Origin of the sequence: Streptosporangium saharense (genome assembly GCF_014203715.1) — a bacterium.
Taxonomy (GTDB): Bacteria; Actinomycetota; Actinomycetes; order Streptosporangiales; family Streptosporangiaceae; genus Streptosporangium; species Streptosporangium saharense.
This window is the reverse complement of sequence record NZ_JACHJP010000001.1, coordinates 1,209,214-1,225,226: the sequence shown is the minus strand read 5'-3', so window position 1 is coordinate 1,225,226 and position 16,013 is coordinate 1,209,214. Positions and strand designations below refer to the sequence as shown.

The window sequence follows — 16,013 nt, the reverse complement described above, 5'->3', positions numbered from 1 at the left end:
TCTCGCGGAGGGTGACGATGAGCGACGATCTCGTACGGCGTGCCCGCGCCTGGCTGGCCCAGGACCCCGACCCGGAGACCCGGGCCGAACTCACCGGCCTGCTCGACGGGCTCCCGGAGAGCCTGGGCGCGCTGCGCGAGCGGTTCGACACCAGACTTGAGTTCGGTACGGCGGGCCTGCGCGGCGAGCTGGGCGCGGGCCCCAACCGGATGAACCGGGTCACGGTCATGCGCGCCGCGGCCGGGCTCGCCCACGTCCTCGGCCCCGGGGCACACGTCGTGATCGGCTACGACGCCCGGCACAAGTCCGACGTCTTCGCCCACGACACCGCCGCCGTGCTCACCGGTGCCGGGCTGCGGGCCTCGGTGTTCGACAGCCCGCTGCCGACCCCCGTGCTGGCCTTCGCCGTACGGCACCTCGGGGCGGACGCCGGGGTGACCGTCACCGCGAGCCACAACCCGCCGAGGGATAACGGCTACAAGGTCTACTGGGGGGACGGCTCGCAGATCGTGCCGCCGGTGGACGCCGAGATCTCCGCCGCGATCGACGCCGTCGGCCCGGTCTCCGAACTGCCGCTCGGCTCGGAGTGGACCTCGCTGGGCGACGACGTCGTGACCGCCTATCTGGCGGCGGTGACGGCGCTGCCCATCGGGGAGGCCAGGCGGCTGCGGGTCGCCTACACCCCGCTGCACGGCGTCGGCGGCGACCTGACGGCCCGCGCCTTCCTGGCGGCCGGGTTCGAGGCCCCGGTTGCCGTCGAGGAGCAGGCGGCCCCCGACCCGGACTTCCCCACCGTCGCCTTCCCCAACCCGGAGGAACCCGGCGCGATGGATCTCGCGCTCGGGCTGGCCCGGCGGATCGACGCGGACCTCGTGCTGGCCAACGACCCCGACGCCGACCGGTGCGCGGTCGGCGTGCGCCTGCCCGGCGGGGGATACCGCATGCTGACCGGCGACGAGGTCGGCGCGCTCCTCGGCGAGCACGTCATCAGGCACACCTCCGGCGAGGACCGCCTGGTCGCCACGACGATCGTCTCCTCCTCACTGCTCGGCAGGATCGCCGCCGAGTACGGCGTGCGCCACGCAGAGACCCTCACCGGCTTCAAATGGATCATGAAGGCCGGGCCGGGGCTGGTCTTCGGCTACGAGGAGGCTCTCGGCTACAGCGTCGGCTCCGACGCGGGCCTGCCCGTCCACGACAAGGACGGCGTCGGCGCGGCGCTGACCGTCGCCGGACTCGCCGCCGAGGCCGCCGCCCGGGGGCGCACCCTGCTCGACCTCCTCGACGACCAGGCCAGGAAGTACGGCCTGCACGCCACCTCGCAGCTCTCCTTCAGGGTCGCCGACCTGGCGCTGATCATCGGGGCGATGGCCGGGCTGCGGGCCGTACCGCCCGTGGAGCTTGGTGGGCGCAAGGTCGAGGCGGCGGAGGACCTGGGGGCGGGCCTTGACGGGCTGCCGCCGACCGAGGGGCTGCGTTACCGCCTGGCGGGGGGCGCCCGCGTCGTGGTGCGCCCCTCGGGCACCGAGCCGAAGCTCAAGTGCTATCTGGAGGTCGTGGTTCCGGTCGAGGGGGAGGTCGCGGAGGCCAGGGAGCGCGCCGTACGCGAACTCGACGCCCTGCGCGCCGACCTGGCGGCCGCCCTGGGGCTGTGACCCTCCGTGATCGGGGGTGGTAGGGCAGCCCTCACCTCACGGCTACAGCGACGCTGAGTAATCGAATGCATGCTTTCTGTTGCAGACGAGGCCCCCGTGGCCTCCCTCCACAAGGAAGGCAGAGAGCATGCGCCTGATCCGCACCCGCCTGGCCGTACTGGCCACCGTTCTGGCGACCGTCCTGATGCCAGGGCTGTCCCCCGCCGCCTCCGCCGAGACCGGGACCGCCCCGGCTCCGCTGCCACCCCGGGTGACGCTCAGCACCGGCGGGGGGAACGTGGTGAACATCAACGGCAGGGTCTTCGCCGCCCTGCTGCCCACGCCCGTCGCCACCCGGTTCCGCGTCCTGCCCGCCCCCGGCGGCGTCCGCTTCCGCGACGAGAGCACCGGTGGCCTGGTCTACGTCCCCGACACCGAACCCTTCACCCAGCTCCGGGTGAGCGAGCCCCGCTGGGTGCCGGAGAACTCGGTCTTCGTCATCGAGGGGGTGGCCTCAGCCGAGAGCGACCTCACGCCGGACGGTCCCGGTGACGTGATCAGGCTGGCCAGGATCAGGCTCGCGGGCACCGACCAGTACATCGGCCGTCACTTCGTCGAGGACCGCAGCCTGCTGCCCAAGCGGGTGCTCCTGCTGCCCTCGGGGGTGAACGCCCCGCTGTTCGTCATCCGTCCCGTGTTCTGACCCCGCTCTCCTCGCCGGGCTTCCGACACCCGGCGAGGAGCCCGGGTCAGACAAGAAAAGCGGCGACGACCACGGCCAACGAGGCGGCGAGGGCCGCGAGGGCGGTCGGTGACCAGGTCTCCCTGACCGTTCCCGGGTCCGGGGTGGTGCCCGCGACGCCGGGCGTCACCTTCCTGGCCGAACCGGCCCGCGCGGTCAGCTGCTCGGCGACCCAGTCGGCGTGGGTCTTGCCCGCCAGCGCCTCGTGCGCCGCCTGCTCGGCCTTCGAGCGCACGGGCTCGGTCCTGAACCGGCCCCTGCCGATCGGCGGGGCGGCCCTGCGCATGGCGGAGACCCGCTCCCGCCCGGAGGCCTGCGGCGTCCAGCAGCGGACCTTCCTGTCTCCCGAGGTGATCGTGATCGAGTGGGAGACGGTGACGTCGTCCACGAGCCGCCACGGCACGAAGAAGTTCCTGAGGGGGTTGCGGACCAGCACACCCTCCTCGCCGAGCAGGGTCACCGGGCGCAGGCAGGTGACGAAGACCACCGCGGTCAGTACGGCGAGCACCGCCCCGGCCGCCATCGAGGACGGCCCGTTGTACCGGACGACCAGATCGACCGCGTTGAACGCGGCGAAGGCCATCCAGACCCAGCCGAGCACCTGCGCAGCCCTCGACCGGAACGCCTGTTTCATCACACAGCTCCCACTCTCGTCACGGACCTCCATCCAACCTGATCCACGGGAGGTTCCGACACGTCCGAGGGCAGGTCACGCCTTCCACTTGAGCCGGGCGAAACCAGGCTTTATGACGCCGTTGATGAGCGCGAGCCGTTCGTCGAACTGCAGGAACGCCGACTTCATCGCGTTGATCGTGAACCACTGCAGGTCGTCCCAGCCGTACCCGAACGCCTCCGACAGCTTCGCGAACTCCTCAGACAGGGAGGTGCCGCTCATCAGCCGATTGTCGGTGTTGACCGTGACGCGGAAGTTCAGCGCCCGCAGCAGCCCGATCGGGTGCTCGGCGATGGAGGTCGCGGCGCCGGTCTGGAGGTTGGAGGTCGGGCACATCTCCAGCGGAATGCGCTTGTCACGGACGTAGGCCGCCAGCCTGCCCAGCTTGGCCTGGCCGTCCCCGGCGACCGTGATGTCGTCGATGATGCGGACCCCGTGGCCGAGCCGGTCGGCGCCGCACCACTGGATCGCCTGCCAGATCGACGGCAGACCGAAGGCCTCACCGGCGTGGATGGTGAAGTGGGAGTTCTCCCGCTGGAGATACTCGAAGGCGTCGAGGTGACGGGTGGGCGGGTAGCCCGCCTCCGCCCCGGCGATGTCGAAGCCCGCGACGCCCACGTCACGGTAGCGGACGGCCAGTTCGGCGATCTCCCTGGACCTGGCCTGGTGGCGCATCGCGGTCAGCAGGGTACCGACCTTGATGCCGCGACCCCGCGACCCGGTCTCGAAGCCCTCGATCACGGCCTCGATGACCTCTTCGAGGCTGAGGCCGGTCTGGGTGTGCTGTTCCGGCGCGTAGCGCACCTCGGCGTAGACCACACCGTCGGCGGCCAGGTCCTCGGCGCACTCGGCGGCGACCCGCACCAGGGACTCACGGGTCTGCATGACCCCGACCGTGTGGTCGAAGGTCTCCAGGTAGCGTTCGAGCGACCCGGAGTCGGACGCCTCACGGAACCAGGTGCGCAACGCGTCCGGGTCCGTCGTCGGCAGCCTGTCGTATCCGGTCTCACGCGCCAGATCGACGATCGTCTCCGGCCGAAGACCACCGTCAAGGTGGTCGTGGAGCAACACCTTGGGAGCCTGGCGGATCTCCTCAAGGGCGAGTGGCTGACTCATCTCCTCATCCTAGACGCGTGGTCCAGAACGAGCGCTCTGGACCACCGCGTATGCCGTACGGCGTGGCCGCCCTCGAAGGCCGCGCCGGGCCGCGTCCGGGAAGCACCTGGAAGGCGCTCAGAAGGCGCCGTCCAGCAGGGCGTGCTGCTCCTGGGTCAGCTCCAGGTCAACGGCGGCCAGGCTCTCTTCGAGCTGCGCGACCGAGGACGCCCCGACCAGCGGAATGATCGGGTACGGCCCGCCGAGCTGCCAGGCGAGCACCACCTGGTTGACCGTCGCCCCGGTCTCCTTGGCGACCTGGCGCAGCGCCGCGAGCCTGACGGGCGTGCCCGGGTGGTCGTAGTCCGGCGGGAGCTGCTTGTCCTGCCGGGTGTAGAGGCCGCCCATCAGCGGGGAGTAGGCGACCAGGGTGAGGTCCCGCTCCACCTTCAGGTAGCTCAGCAGCTCGGGCCCGGCGTGACCGAGGCTGCCCTCGGGGAAGATGCCGTAGGGCATGTCGTAGCGCGGGCGCAGGTGGCTGTGCTGGTACTGCAGGAGCTCGTAGCCGGGCAGCCCGGCCTCGGCCGCGATGGCACGGGCCCGCTCGACCCGCCAGACCGCGTGGTTGCTCACCCCGAGCAGCCCGACCGTCCCCTCGGTGACCAGCTCGGCGAAGCCCTCGACGGTCTCGCGCACCGGAACGTTCCTGTCCTCGATGTGCGCGTAGAGCACGTCGAGCCTGTCCACCCCGAGCCGGTCCCTGCTGCGCTCGGCGGACTCCCTGATCGCCTTCGCCGACAGCCCGTCGGCACCGTCGAAGTAGCCGGTGCCCGGCGCGAGCGGACGGGCGCCCAGCTTGGTGGAGATGACGATCTCGTTCCCGACGCCGCGGCTGCGCCGCCACCTGCCGAGCAGCTCCTCGCTCTGCCCGCCCAGGCTGTCGTCGACCCAGTAGGCGTAGTTGTTGGAGGTGTCGACGAACGTCCCACCCGCCTCGGCGTAGCGGTCCAGGATCGCGTAGGAGGTCTCCTCGTCGGTCTTCGACCCGAAGAGCATGGCGCCGAGGGCGATCACGCTCACCTCGCGGCGGGTCTTCGGGTCGGTGCCGATCGTGCGGTACTTCATGGTGTTTCCTCCGGTATGGCCTGGTGTTTCCTGGCCCCGGAGAAGGAGTCTGGGACGTGGAGTGGACTCCAGGTCAAGTCCGTCACGCGTCGGATCTGTTGGCGCCCTCCGGCGAGAAGGCGGGCAGGCAGACGGCGACGTACTCGGCGCCCTCGGGACCGGAGCTGTAGCGGATCCTCTCCCCCGGCTCACTCACGAACGCCTGGCCCGCGCCGACCTCGGTCACGCCCCCGTCGTGCTCGACGACGACCGTGCCCCTGAGCACGAGGGTGTACTCGGTGAACTCCGGCGTCTGGGCGGGTTCGTCCCATCCGGGGGGAGCCGTCATGTGCGCGATCGAGATCTGGGAGTCGCCGCTGTTGACCCGGCCGACGTACTCGTCGATGGTCTTGCCGCCGGGGACGGGGATTCGGGTGGCATTGTCGATTCTGCGTACCATCGGGCCAGTCTGGCAGCACGTGCGTGATCAGTGGGCGACGTCGATCACCAGGCGCTGCGGGTTGCGCTGTTCGAGGACCCGGAAGGGCGCCCTGTGGTCGAGGACGATGCCCACGCCGACCACGGCCTCGAAGTCACCGGTCTTGACGACGCTGCGCACGTTGCCCAGCCCCGCGTGGAAGACCGGGCCGCCAACCCAGGTCGGGGAGCCGGTCTCGCTGTGCGCGTTGGCCGGGGTGACGGTCACCTGGAGGTAGGCCCCACCGGGGGCGTCGATCGGGTCGCCAGAGCCGTCCTGGACCAGCTTGGGCACCCAGCGCACGCTGTAGCCAGGCTGCCCGCCCCGCAGGTCGATCACCACCCGGTCGAAGCCGGGATGCTTGGCGAAACGCGCCCCCAGCACCAGGGGCGGATTGTTCGTGGTCCGCCTGACCTCGACCTCCCGCGTGGTCGTCGGGGGCCCCAGCTCGCCCTCCCCCGGCCCCTCGGAGATCTCCCCCGAAGGCGTCGGGGAGACGGTGACGGTGGCCGTGACCGTCGGCTGAACGCTCGTCTGGGGAGCCGCGGAGGGCGGAGCGCCGGAGACACCGCCGCAACCGGCCAGCAGAACAAACGGAGCAAGGGCGAGTGCGACGCGAGTGCGCTTCATGGTGGCCTCCTGTCCGGTTAGATGCCCAGCAACCGGGCCGGGTTCACCACCTGCGAAGATCCTCTTCTGGCATACGGCAAAGGGCCGCCGACGCGCCCCGGTTTCTGCGTCGGCGGCCCCCTGGCCGGTGTGCGTGCCGTACGGCTCGCGCCTGGGTTCAGACGGTTTCCAGCACCCTGTCCTCCCCGGTGTCCTCGACCTCGGGCAGCGCGCGGGGGCGGCGCAGGCCGGTGAGGGCGACCAGCAGGCCGACCACGGCGAGGATCGCGGAGACCATGATCGCGGCGTGGAAGGCGTCGAGCGGGTTGGCGCTGGTGTTCGAGGTGAGCACGGCGGTCACGACGGCCAGCACGATGGCTCCGCCGACCTGCCCCGAGGTGTTGAGCAGGCCGGAGGCAAGGCCCTGCTCGTCGTCGGCGACGCCGTTGGTCGCCTGGATGTTCAGCGAGGGGAAGGACAGGGCGAAGGCGATGCCCAGCAGGACCATGCCGGGGATGATCAGCGTGCCCAGGCTGGGGTTGGCGTCGACCCTCAGGAACAGGGCGAATGCCCCCGCGAGCGAGGCCGAGCCGATCGCGATCAGCCTTCCGGTGCCGAACCTGTCGGCCAGGCTGCCCATCTTGGTCGAGGTCACGGCCACCAGGACACCGGCGGGCAGGAAGGCCAGCGCGGTCTCCAGGGCCGACCAGTGCAGGAAGTTCTGGAAGTACTGCATGGCCACGAACTGGAAGCCGACGTAGGAGCCGAACAGGATCACCAGTCCGAGGTTGGCCCGGACGATGGGCCCCGAGCGCAGGATGCCGAGCCGTACCAGAGGGTGCCTGACCTTCGACTCGGTCAGCACGAACAGGCCGAGCAGTACGGCGGCGCCGACGAGGGAGGCGATCGTGCGCAGGGAGAACCAGCCTGCGGCGGGCGCCTCGACGACGGTGAAGACGAGCAGCAGCATGGAGGCGGTGATCGTCACCGCGCCGACGAGGTCGTGGCCGCTCTCGGCCCGCTCCTCGTGCCGCTTGGGCAGGAACTTCAGGGCCGCGAACAGCGCGATGATCGCGACGGGGACCGGCATGAGGAACGTCCAGCGCCAGCCGAGTTCGGTCAGGAAGCCGGAGATGACCAGGCCCAGGGAGAATCCGCTGGCGCCGGAGGCGGTGAAGACGCTCAGGGCCCTGTTGCGGGCGGGGCCCTCGGCGAAGGTCGTGGTGATGATGGACAGCGCGGCGGGGGCGGTGAAGGCGGCGCTGACGCCCTTGACGAACCGGGCGGCGATCAGCAGCGTGCCGTCGTTGACCAGGCCGCCGAGGAGTGAGGCGAACACGAAGACGGCGAGAGCGGCCAGGAACACCCTGCGCCGCCCGAGAAGGTCGGCGGTACGGCCGCCGAGCAGCAGGAGGCCGCCGTATCCGAGCACGTAGCCGCTGACCACCCACTGCAGCGCGGAGGTGGAAAGTCCCAGGTCAGCCTGGATGGACGGCAGCGCGACTCCCACCATCGAGACGTCGAGAGCGTCGAGGAAGATGACGGCGCAGAGCACCGCGAGCGCTGCCCAGAGGCGCGCGTCCCAGCGCTCTTCCGTGGAGGAAAGCATGCGGACAACCATACATGCAGACGCATCTAATGCAAGCGAACTTAATTCGTGTGCATTAATTGACGGGACATGGTATGCTCCGCCGCATGAACGAGGACCCCGTCGTGCAGAAGTGGCGAGACGTGCTGGCCAAGCACGCCGCGGCCTCGTGCGTGCTGGAACGCGAGCTCTCCGAACGGCACCGCCTCGGGATGAGCGAGTTCGAGGTCCTGGAGCGCATGGTCGAGGGCGGCCGGGAGAAATACCGCGTCCAGGAGGTGGCCGACGCCGTCCACCTCAGTCAGAGCGCGTGTTCGCGGTTGATCGCACGGCTTGAGAAGGCCGGTCTGGTCTGCAGGAACATGTGCGAGGCCGACCGGCGCGGGGTGTTCGTCCGCATCACCGACGAGGGCCGCACCCGCCACAGGGAGGCCGTGCCCACCCACCGGGCCGTCCTGCGCCAGGTCTTCGCCGCCGAGCCCGCGAAGCCCGCGGAGCTGCGACCCGCCGAGGTCTGACGGCCCGATGCACGGCCCCGGGTGAGGCTCAGGAAGCCGTGATCACCCGCTCCACGCGCCGACGGCGCCGTGGTTCTCATCGGAACGTCCTCTCCAGCCAGTTACCGATGCGGGCCATCGCCAGGCGCTGGGCGCCCGACTGGCAGTGGGCGTCGGCCCCCTCCGCCTCACCGAACTCGATGAGCGTCTTCTCGCAGGTCAGGTGGGCGTACAGGGTCTCGGGCTGGCCCTTGAAGGTGAAGTCGTCGGGGGCCGAGCAGACGAGCGTCGGGCAGGCGATCCGCTCGGCGACGCCATCCCCCAGGTGATAGTCGTCGAGCATCGCCCTGGCGTAGCCGCTCGGCGAGGTCCCGGTCACCCAGGTGCCGTGGCCGATGGCCCAGCGCGCGACCGCGTCCTGTTCCATCAGCTCACGCATGAACGCGTCGGCCCCGGGGTCGTCGAGGGACTCCCGGGCCGCCTTCCTGTCGCCGCCGAACCTCTCGGCGATGACGATGCCCATGTCGTAGACGCCGTCGAAGGCGACCAGCGCCCTGACCCTGGGCTCGAACGCCGCCGCGCGCGGCGCCAGCAGCCCGCCCATGCTCGCCCCGAGCAGCGCGACCCGCTCCCGGTCCACGTACGGCCTGGCCGCGAGCCAGTCGAGCGCCGGGCCGACCACGTTCTCCCAGTCGGGCCGGAAGACCAGGCCCTTTCTGACGGCGCCCGGCTGCCCGGGGCCGTCGAAGGTCAGCACGTTGAAGCCGCGTTCCCGCAGCGCGGCGGCGCCGAAGAAGTGCATCTCCTCCACGCTGCCGTCGAAGCCGTTGTGCATGACGACCGTGGCACCCCCGTCGCCACGGTAGAAGTAGCCGGGCAGCGTGGTCCCCTCGTAGGGGATCTCGACCGGCTCGATGTCACGGATCTTGGCGAACTCCCTGAAGGTCGCGACCTGCCGCGCGTAGGCGGCGTCGACGCGCGGGTCCTCCGGGTCGCCGTGCAGGAAGAACTCGGCGGCGCGGTAGTAGTTGGACGCGCGCAGGAGGCCGTCGGCGGCGCTGATCCGGTGTCCCTGCTCAAGAGAGCGCTCCGCCTCGGCCGCCACCCGGTCCGCCGTGGCCAGCCACCCGTCGTGCCAGCTGTCGTAGTCGCTCTCGGCGATGCGCTGGGCGGTCGTGACGACCTCGCCGAAGTCGGCGCCGCCGTAGGCGATGTGGCCGAACATGCGCAGCGTCTCGTACCAGAACGTGGTGTCTTCATCGAAGATGAACGGTCGCACCCCGAACTCCTTAATGCGAGTGATTTCGCTTCAAGGTAACGCGGCTCCGTCATTAAAGCAAGAAGGTTCGCGTTAAGATGTCCCCATGCAACCTGCGCAGAGACCGGGAGGCCGTACCGCGAGGGTCAGGACGGCCGTGCACGAGGCGGTGCTCGACCTGCTGCGGGAGGACAAATGGGACGACCTGAGCATCGCCGTGGTGGCCGAGCGGTCCGGCGTGCACCAGGCCACGATCTACCGCCGCTGGGGCACGCTCAACGCGCTGGTTGACGACGTGGTGGTCGAGCGCCTGTCCCAGGGGTCGCCGGTGCCCGACACGGGCACGCTCCGCGGTGACCTGGAGGCCTACGCGCTCCAGGTGGCCGAGGACGTCGCGGGGCCGCTGGGCAGTCTCTACCTGCGCGCGGCCATGATCGGCTCACGCGGCCCCGAGGGCGAGACCTTCCTGATCGAGCGAGGGGTTCAGCTGCAGAACATGCTCGACAGGGCCGCCGGGCGCGGGGAGCGCCCCCCGACGCTGCTCGAACTGATGGAGGTGGTCATCGCGCCCCTGTACTACCACGCGATGTTCTTCAACCGTCCGGCCGGCCCCGACCACGCCCGCACCCTTGTCGACAGGCTTCTGAGCCTGAATCCCCAGATCAGGCCGTGATCCGGTCGATCACCAACGGCAGCGCCCCGGCGTCGTCCCCGTCGATGACGTAGGCGCCGTCGAGCGCGGCCAGCGCCCGTTCGAAGCGGGAGGCGTCGTCGGCGTGCAGGGTCATCAGCGGCTGCCCCCGCCGTACGGTCTCGCCGAGGGCCGCGTGCAGCACGACGCCCGCGCCGAAGGAGACCGGGTCCTCCTTGCGCGCCCTGCCCGCGCCGAGCCGCCAGGCGGCAAGGCCCACGCCGTACGCGTCGAGACTGGTCAGCACGCCGGAGGCGGGCGCGGTGACCTCAAGCGTCTCGGCGGCCACGGGCAGCGGCGCGTCGGGGTCGCCACCCTGGGCGGTGATCATGCGGCGCCAGACGTCCATCGCCGAACCGTCCCGCAGCGCCCGCTCGGGGTCGCCGTCGATTCCCGCGGCCTGGAGCATCTCGTTGGCGAGCCGCAGTGTCAGCTCGACCACGTCGGAAGGACCGCCGCCCGCGAGCACCTCGACCGACTCGGCCACCTCAAGGGCGTTGCCCACGGTCCTGCCCAGCGGGCGGTCCATCGCGGTGAGCAGCGCCACCGTGCGCACCCCGGCGTCCGTACCCAGCTCGACCATGGTCGTGGCCAGCTCACGGGCACGCTCCACGGTCTTCATGAAGGCGCCGGAGCCGACCTTCACGTCCAGGACCAGGGCGCCGGTGCCCTCGGCGATCTTCTTGGACATGATCGAGGAGGCGATCAACGGGATCGACTCGACGGTGCCCGTCACGTCGCGCAGCGCGTACAGCTTCCTGTCGGCCGGGGCGAGCCCCTCCCCCGCCGCGCAGATCACCGCCCCGGTCTCGCCGAGCACGCCGAGCATCTCCGCGCCCGACAGCGAGGCACGCCAGCCGGGGATGGACTCCAGCTTGTCCAGCGTCCCCCCGGTGTGCCCGAGGCCCCGCCCGGAAAGCTGCGGGACGTAGCCGCCGCACGCGGCCACCAGCGGCGCCAGCGGCAGCGTGATCTTGTCTCCGACGCCGCCCGTCGAGTGCTTGTCGGTCGTACGGCCAGGCAGCCCCGACCAGTCCATCCTGGAGCCCGAACGGATCATGGCCTGGGTCCAGTCGGCGATCTCCCCGCGGTTCATGCCGTTGAGCAGGATGGCCATCGCCAGCGCCGACATCTGCTCGTCGGCGACCACGCCCCGGGTGTAGGCGTCCACCACCCAGTCGATCTGCCCGGTGGACAGCTCACGGCCGTCCCGTTTGGTGACGATGACGTCGACCGCGTCCAACGCTTCAGTCTCCCCGTTCCAGGTCGTCCGGCCCGAACGCGTAGGGCAGGATCTCCGCCAGCGGCCTGGGGCCATCGACGGTCTCCACGAGCAGTCCGGGGCCGCCGAACTCCAGCAGCAACTGCCTGCACCTGCCGCACGGCATCAGCAGCTCCCCACGGCCGTCCACGCAGGTGAAGGCCACCAGCCTGCCGCCCCCGGACGCCTGCAACGCGCTGACCAGGCCACACTCGGCGCACAGGCCAAGGCCGTAGGAGGCGTTCTCCACGTTGCAGCCGGAGACGAGCCGCCCGTCGTCGACCAGGGCCGCGGCGCCGACGGGGAACTTCGAGTAGGGCGCGTAGGCGTGCGCCATCACCCGCGCGGCCTCCGCCCTGAGCGCCGCCCAGTCCACGCTCGCCGTGCTCACTTCGCCTGCCCTCTGCGGTACGGCACGCCGTCTGCGGCCGGTGGACGCAGCCGCTGGGCGGCCAGCGAGAGCACCAGCAGCGTCGTGATGTGCGGGGCGACCGAGGTGAACTCCGAGGGGACGGTGGTGGTCAGCGCGAACACCACGAAGACCGCGACCGCCGCGATCCCGCTGATCACCGCGGCCCGGGTACGCCGCTGGACGACGAGCTGGTAGACGGCCGCCGCGGCGACGAGGATCGCCACCACGAGCAGCAGCGCGTGCACCGACTCCCCGCCCCTGCGCAGCTGGAGCGCGTCGGTGTAGCCGAACAGCGTCGCGCCCGCGGCCAGGCCACCGGGACGCCAGTTGCCGAAGATCATCGCGGCCAGACCGATGAAGCCGCGGCCTCCGGTCTGTCCCTCCCGGTAGGCGGTCGCGGCCACCAGCGACAGGAACGCCCCACCGAGCCCGGCCAGCGCGCCGGAGACGAGCACCGCGGCGTACTTGTAGGAGTAGACGTTGACGCCCAGCGACTCCGCCGCGACCGGGCGCTCGCCGCAGGAACGCAGCCGCAGGCCGAAGGCCGTACGCCACAGCACGTAGTAGCTCAGCGGGACCAGCGCGATGGCCAGGACCGTGAAGAGTGAGACGTTCGTCAGCAGGCCCCGCACGATGCCCGCCAGGTCGGAGACGAGGAACCAGTGGCCGGACTCCAGGGCGGCCAGCCCGTCCCCGACGCCGGGCACGCTCACCTGCCCCGGCTTGGGCACCGGGGGCGACTGGGAGTCGCCGCCACCGGGCATCTGGGCAAAAGTGATCTTGGAGAGGAACTCGGTGACGCCCACGCCCAGGATGTTGATCGCGACGCCGGAGATGATGTGGTCCACCCCGAACGTCACGGTCGCGATCGCGTGCAGCAGGCCGCCGAGGGCACCGCCGATCGCCCCGGCGAGCACGCCCGCCCACGGGTTGCCGAAGTGGAGGGCGCCCCAGGCGCCGCACCAGGTGCCCAGCACCATCATGCCTTCGAGGCCGATGTTGACCACGCCGGCCCGCTCCGACCACAGGCCGCCGAGACCGGCGAGGCCGATCGGGACCGCCAGCGCGACGGCGGCGTTGACCGCCCCCGCCGAGGTGAGGTCGGTGGCACCGGTGACGAGCCTGGTGACCGAGAGCAGCACGACCAGGGCGCCGAAGGCGGACAGCAGGACCGGCCAGGTCACCCTGAACCTGCGCGGCTTGGGCGGCTCCACGACGGGAGCCTTGGTCAGGGTGAGACCGCCTTCGCTCATGCCGACGCTCCTTCGGCCTGGACCGTGGGCCCGCCGGACAGCTCCCTGCTCACCCTGCGCTGTCCCGCCGCGATCTGGTAGCGGTGGACCAGCTCGTAGGCGACGATCACCGAGAGCACGATCGCGCCCTTCATGATCTCGACGATCTCCGGGGAGATGTCGTGGATCTGCAGGATGTTCGACGAGGTGTCGAGGAAGGCCCACAGCAGCGCGCCGAAGGCGATGCCCACCGGGTTGTTACGGCCGAGCAGCGCGATCGCGATGCCGGTGAACCCGAGCCCCGGCGGGAAGTTCAGGCTGTAACTGTAGGACTCGCCCAGCAGGTTCGGCATGCCCGCCAGGCCCGCGACCGCCCCGGACATGATCATCGTGATGAGGACCATCCGCTTGACGTTGACGCCGCTGGCCACGGCGGCGGGCTCGGAGCGTCCGGTGGCGCGCAGGTCGAAGCCGAAGCGGGTCCGGTTGAGCACCACGTAGTACAGCAGGCCCATGACGGCCGCCAGGATGATCAGGCCGTCCACCTTCAGCGGGGTGCCCGGGATGAGCGGGATGCCGGGGACCTGGGCGGAGGGGCCGAGCGGCTGGGTGCCGATGTTGTTGCTGCCCGCGACCTCAACCGCGAACCGGTCCTTGTTGAGCAGCCAGGAGCCGAGGGCGGTCGCGATGGCGTTCAGCATAATCGTGGAGATGACCTCGCTGACCCCGCGCCTGACCTTCAGCACCGCCGCGATCGACGCCCAGCCCGCGCCGACCAGCACGGCCACCAGGAGGATCGCGGCGACGTGCAGCGGGGCGGGCAGGGTGATCGCGCCGCCGACGGCCGCCGCGATGAGCGCCGCCAGACGGTACTGACCGTCCACGCCGATGTTGAACAGGTTCATCCTGAACCCGATCGCCACGGCCAGCGCCGACAGGTAGTAGCCGGAGGCGAGGTTCAGCGCCAGCGTCAGCGGCCTGGGCTGCACGCCGTAGTCGACCATCACGCCCAGCGTCTCGACCGGCGGGGCGCCGGTGACCAGCAGGACGACCGCGGTGATCAGTCCCGCGAACACGATGGCCAGGACCGGCGCGGCCAGCGCGAGCAGGCCGCCGAGTCTGACCCTGCCCGTCAGCCTGTCCATGAAGGTGGAACCCGCCTCGGGGCTGCGGGCCGTACCGCCGCTCACGCCGCCTCCCCCGCGCCCGTCATGGCCGAGCCCAGCAGCTCGGGCGTGACCGCCGCCGGATCGACGTCGGCGACCAGGCGGCCGCGCAGGATCACCTTCAGCGTGTCGGACAGTCCGATCAGCTCGTCCAGGTCAGCCGAGATCAGGAGTACGGCCAGGCCTGCCGCGCGGGCTGCTCTCAGGTGGTCCCAGATCGCGGCCTGCGCCCCGACGTCGACACCCCGGGTCGGGTGGGAGGCGATCAGCAGGACCGGCTCCCCGCTCATCTCCCTGCCGACGATCAGTTTCTGCTGGTTGCCGCCCGACAGGGCCGCGGCGTCCACGTCGATCCCGGGCGTACGGACGTCGTACTCCTCGACGATGCGCCGGGTGTCCTTGCGGGCTCCGGCGCGGTCGATCCAGGGGCCCTTGACGTTCGGTTTCTGTGTCTGGTGGCCGAGGATCCGGTTCTCCCACAGCGGCGCCTCAAGCAGCAGGCCGTGCCGGTGCCGGTCCTCGGGGATGTAGCCGATGCCCGCCTCACGGCGGCGCAGCGTCGGCCAGGCCGAGATGTCCTCCTCGCCGAGGAGGAGCCGTCCTTCCGCCTCGCGCATCCCCATGACGGCCTCGACCAGCTCGGCCTGCCCGTTGCCCTCGACGCCCGCGATGCCGAGCACCTCGCCCCGGTGGATGTCGAAGCCGACCCCCTCGACGAGGACCCTGCCGTCGGGCGCGCGGACCGTCAGGTCCCGCACGGAGAAGGCGACCTCGTCGGTGACTGTCGACTCGCGTGTCTCCGGGCTCGGCAGTTCGCTGCCGACCATCAGCTCGGCGAGCTGCCTGGCGGTGACGTCCCTGGGGCTGACCTCGGCGACGGTGGTGCCACGCCTGATGACGGTGACCGCGTCGGCGACCGAGAGCACCTCGTCCAGCTTGTGGGAGATGAAGATGATCGTCAGGCCCTCGCTGACCAGCCCGCGCAGGTTCTCGAAGAGCTCCTCGACCTCCTGCGGCACGAGCACCGCGGTCGGCTCGTCGAGGATGAGGATGCGGGCGCCCCGGTAGAGGACCTTGAGGATCTCGACCCGCTGCCTGGCGCCGACCCCCAGGTCCTCGACCATGGCGTCGGGATCGACCCCGAGGCCGTAGGAGTCGGAGATCTGCTTGATCCTGCCGCGTGCGGCGCCGAAGTCGATGGCGACCCCGCCGACGCGGGGCTCGCTGCCGAGGATCACGTTCTCCAGGACCGTGAGGTTGTCGGCGAGCATGAAGTGCTGGTGGACCATGCCGATGCCCACGGCGATGGCGTCCGAGGGGGACTTGAAGGTCACGCTCGTGCCGTTGACTCGGATCTCGCCCTCGTCGGGGCGCTGCATGCCGTACAGGATCTTCATGAGGGTTGACTTGCCCGCGCCGTTCTCGCCGACGACGGCGTGCACGTGGCCTTGCTGGACGGACAGGGAGATGTCGCGGTTGGCCACGACGCCGGGGAACCTCTTGGTGATCCCCGCAAGCTCGACGGCCGGTGTCGAGGTGCTGATGACGGCCCCCTCCGTGCGGATGGCCATGT

Annotated in this window: 16 protein-coding genes; 4 read left to right on the top strand and 12 right to left on the bottom strand. The window is 70.9% G+C overall.

Annotated features, from left to right (window positions below; translation table 11 throughout):
• Window positions 1-17: 17 nt before the first annotated feature.
• Both FHS44_RS06015 and FHS44_RS06010 read left to right on the top strand, forming a co-directional pair.
• Entirely contained in the window at window positions 18-1,655 is a 1,638-nt protein-coding gene (locus FHS44_RS06015) for a phospho-sugar mutase (protein WP_184712842.1), read from the top strand.
• Window positions 1,656-1,782: 127 nt separating this feature from the next.
• Window positions 1,783-2,337: an I66 family serine proteinase inhibitor gene (locus tag FHS44_RS06010; RefSeq protein WP_184712841.1), complete on the top strand. Its 555-nt coding sequence runs from the start codon at window positions 1,783-1,785 to the stop codon at window positions 2,335-2,337.
• 46 nt (window positions 2,338-2,383) lie between these two features.
• On the opposite strand, the gene FHS44_RS06005 is transcribed toward FHS44_RS06010, so the two are convergent.
• From FHS44_RS06005 to FHS44_RS05980, 6 genes are all read right to left on the bottom strand, one after another.
• Complete coding sequence (locus FHS44_RS06005) at window positions 2,384-3,010, bottom strand: hypothetical protein (RefSeq protein ID WP_184712840.1); 627 nt, start codon at window positions 3,008-3,010, stop codon at window positions 2,384-2,386.
• 75 nt (window positions 3,011-3,085) lie between these two features.
• Window positions 3,086-4,165, bottom strand: coding sequence for an adenosine deaminase (locus FHS44_RS06000; protein WP_184712839.1), 1,080 nt, complete (start codon window positions 4,163-4,165; stop codon window positions 3,086-3,088).
• A gap of 117 nt (window positions 4,166-4,282) precedes the next feature.
• On the bottom strand, window positions 4,283-5,269 hold the full coding sequence (locus tag FHS44_RS05995) for an aldo/keto reductase (RefSeq protein ID WP_184712838.1): 987 nt from the start codon (window positions 5,267-5,269) through the stop codon (window positions 4,283-4,285).
• Between the two features lie 82 nt (window positions 5,270-5,351).
• Window positions 5,352-5,708: a cupin domain-containing protein gene (locus tag FHS44_RS05990; protein ID WP_184712837.1), complete on the bottom strand. Its 357-nt coding sequence runs from the start codon at window positions 5,706-5,708 to the stop codon at window positions 5,352-5,354.
• A 27-nt stretch (window positions 5,709-5,735) separates the two neighbouring features.
• Complete coding sequence (locus FHS44_RS05985) at window positions 5,736-6,356, bottom strand: AMIN-like domain-containing (lipo)protein (protein ID WP_184712836.1); 621 nt, start codon at window positions 6,354-6,356, stop codon at window positions 5,736-5,738.
• 157 nt (window positions 6,357-6,513) lie between these two features.
• The gene (locus tag FHS44_RS05980) at window positions 6,514-7,944 is read right to left on the bottom strand and encodes an MFS transporter (protein WP_246435088.1); all 1,431 of its coding nucleotides are present in this window, start codon (window positions 7,942-7,944) and stop codon (window positions 6,514-6,516) included.
• An 86-nt stretch (window positions 7,945-8,030) separates the two neighbouring features.
• Here FHS44_RS05980 and FHS44_RS05975 point away from each other — a divergent pair, with 86 nt between their 5' ends.
• On the top strand, window positions 8,031-8,441 hold the full coding sequence (locus tag FHS44_RS05975) for a MarR family winged helix-turn-helix transcriptional regulator (protein WP_184712834.1): 411 nt from the start codon (window positions 8,031-8,033) through the stop codon (window positions 8,439-8,441).
• 76 nt (window positions 8,442-8,517) lie between these two features.
• Here FHS44_RS05975 and FHS44_RS05970 read toward each other — a convergent pair whose 3' ends face one another.
• Window positions 8,518-9,699, bottom strand: coding sequence for an alpha/beta hydrolase family protein (locus tag FHS44_RS05970; protein ID WP_184712833.1), 1,182 nt, complete (start codon window positions 9,697-9,699; stop codon window positions 8,518-8,520).
• Window positions 9,700-9,784: 85 nt separating this feature from the next.
• Between FHS44_RS05970 and FHS44_RS05965 the strand changes: the two genes are divergently transcribed.
• A complete protein-coding gene (locus FHS44_RS05965) occupies window positions 9,785-10,351 on the top strand; it encodes a TetR-like C-terminal domain-containing protein (RefSeq protein ID WP_184712832.1) in 567 nt (188 codons plus the stop codon).
• Here the strand turns inward: FHS44_RS05965 and FHS44_RS05960 are convergent.
• The 5 genes from FHS44_RS05960 to FHS44_RS05940 are packed head-to-tail and all read right to left on the bottom strand — an operon-like array spanning window position 10,341 to window position 16,011.
• A complete protein-coding gene (locus FHS44_RS05960) occupies window positions 10,341-11,612 on the bottom strand; it encodes a thymidine phosphorylase (RefSeq protein ID WP_184712831.1) in 1,272 nt (423 codons plus the stop codon). The genes FHS44_RS05965 and FHS44_RS05960 overlap by 11 nt on opposite strands.
• 4 nt (window positions 11,613-11,616) lie before the next feature.
• Window positions 11,617-12,021 (bottom strand): cytidine deaminase, encoded by a 405-nt coding sequence (locus tag FHS44_RS05955; RefSeq protein ID WP_312863539.1) that lies wholly within the window; start codon window positions 12,019-12,021, stop codon window positions 11,617-11,619.
• The gene (locus tag FHS44_RS05950; RefSeq protein ID WP_184712830.1) at window positions 12,018-13,295 is read right to left on the bottom strand and encodes an ABC transporter permease; all 1,278 of its coding nucleotides are present in this window, start codon (window positions 13,293-13,295) and stop codon (window positions 12,018-12,020) included. Before FHS44_RS05950 ends, FHS44_RS05955 begins: the two co-directional genes overlap by 4 nt.
• Window positions 13,292-14,464, bottom strand: a complete 1,173-nt coding sequence (locus tag FHS44_RS05945) for an ABC transporter permease (RefSeq protein ID WP_312863538.1) — start codon at window positions 14,462-14,464, stop codon at window positions 13,292-13,294. The genes FHS44_RS05950 and FHS44_RS05945 overlap by 4 nt, the downstream gene beginning before the upstream one ends.
• Complete coding sequence (locus FHS44_RS05940) at window positions 14,461-16,011, bottom strand: ABC transporter ATP-binding protein (protein WP_184712829.1); 1,551 nt, start codon at window positions 16,009-16,011, stop codon at window positions 14,461-14,463. Before FHS44_RS05940 ends, FHS44_RS05945 begins: the two co-directional genes overlap by 4 nt.
• Window positions 16,012-16,013: the final 2 nt, after the last annotated feature.

What these genes read in the sequence shown, in the direction of transcription:
- FHS44_RS05990 (WP_184712837.1), bottom strand. Translation starts at nt 5,708, where the DNA reads ATGGTACGCAGAATCGACAATGCCACCCGAATCCCCGTCCCCGGCGGC.
- FHS44_RS06000 (WP_184712839.1), bottom strand. Translation starts at nt 4,165, where the DNA reads ATGAGTCAGCCACTCGCCCTTGAGGAGATCCGCCAGGCTCCCAAGGTG.
- FHS44_RS06010 (WP_184712841.1), top strand. Translation starts at nt 1,783, where the DNA reads ATGCGCCTGATCCGCACCCGCCTGGCCGTACTGGCCACCGTTCTGGCG.
- FHS44_RS06015 (WP_184712842.1), top strand. Translation starts at nt 18, where the DNA reads ATGAGCGACGATCTCGTACGGCGTGCCCGCGCCTGGCTGGCCCAGGAC.
- FHS44_RS06005 (WP_184712840.1), bottom strand. Translation starts at nt 3,010, where the DNA reads ATGAAACAGGCGTTCCGGTCGAGGGCTGCGCAGGTGCTCGGCTGGGTC.
- FHS44_RS05985 (WP_184712836.1), bottom strand. Translation starts at nt 6,356, where the DNA reads ATGAAGCGCACTCGCGTCGCACTCGCCCTTGCTCCGTTTGTTCTGCTG.
- FHS44_RS05975 (WP_184712834.1), top strand. Translation starts at nt 8,031, where the DNA reads ATGAACGAGGACCCCGTCGTGCAGAAGTGGCGAGACGTGCTGGCCAAG.
- FHS44_RS05940 (WP_184712829.1), bottom strand. Translation starts at nt 16,011, where the DNA reads ATGGCCATCCGCACGGAGGGGGCCGTCATCAGCACCTCGACACCGGCC.
- FHS44_RS05995 (WP_184712838.1), bottom strand. Translation starts at nt 5,269, where the DNA reads ATGAAGTACCGCACGATCGGCACCGACCCGAAGACCCGCCGCGAGGTG.
- FHS44_RS05980 (WP_246435088.1), bottom strand. Translation starts at nt 7,944, where the DNA reads ATGCTTTCCTCCACGGAAGAGCGCTGGGACGCGCGCCTCTGGGCAGCG.
- FHS44_RS05965 (WP_184712832.1), top strand. Translation starts at nt 9,785, where the DNA reads ATGCAACCTGCGCAGAGACCGGGAGGCCGTACCGCGAGGGTCAGGACG.
- FHS44_RS05950 (WP_184712830.1), bottom strand. Translation starts at nt 13,295, where the DNA reads ATGAGCGAAGGCGGTCTCACCCTGACCAAGGCTCCCGTCGTGGAGCCG.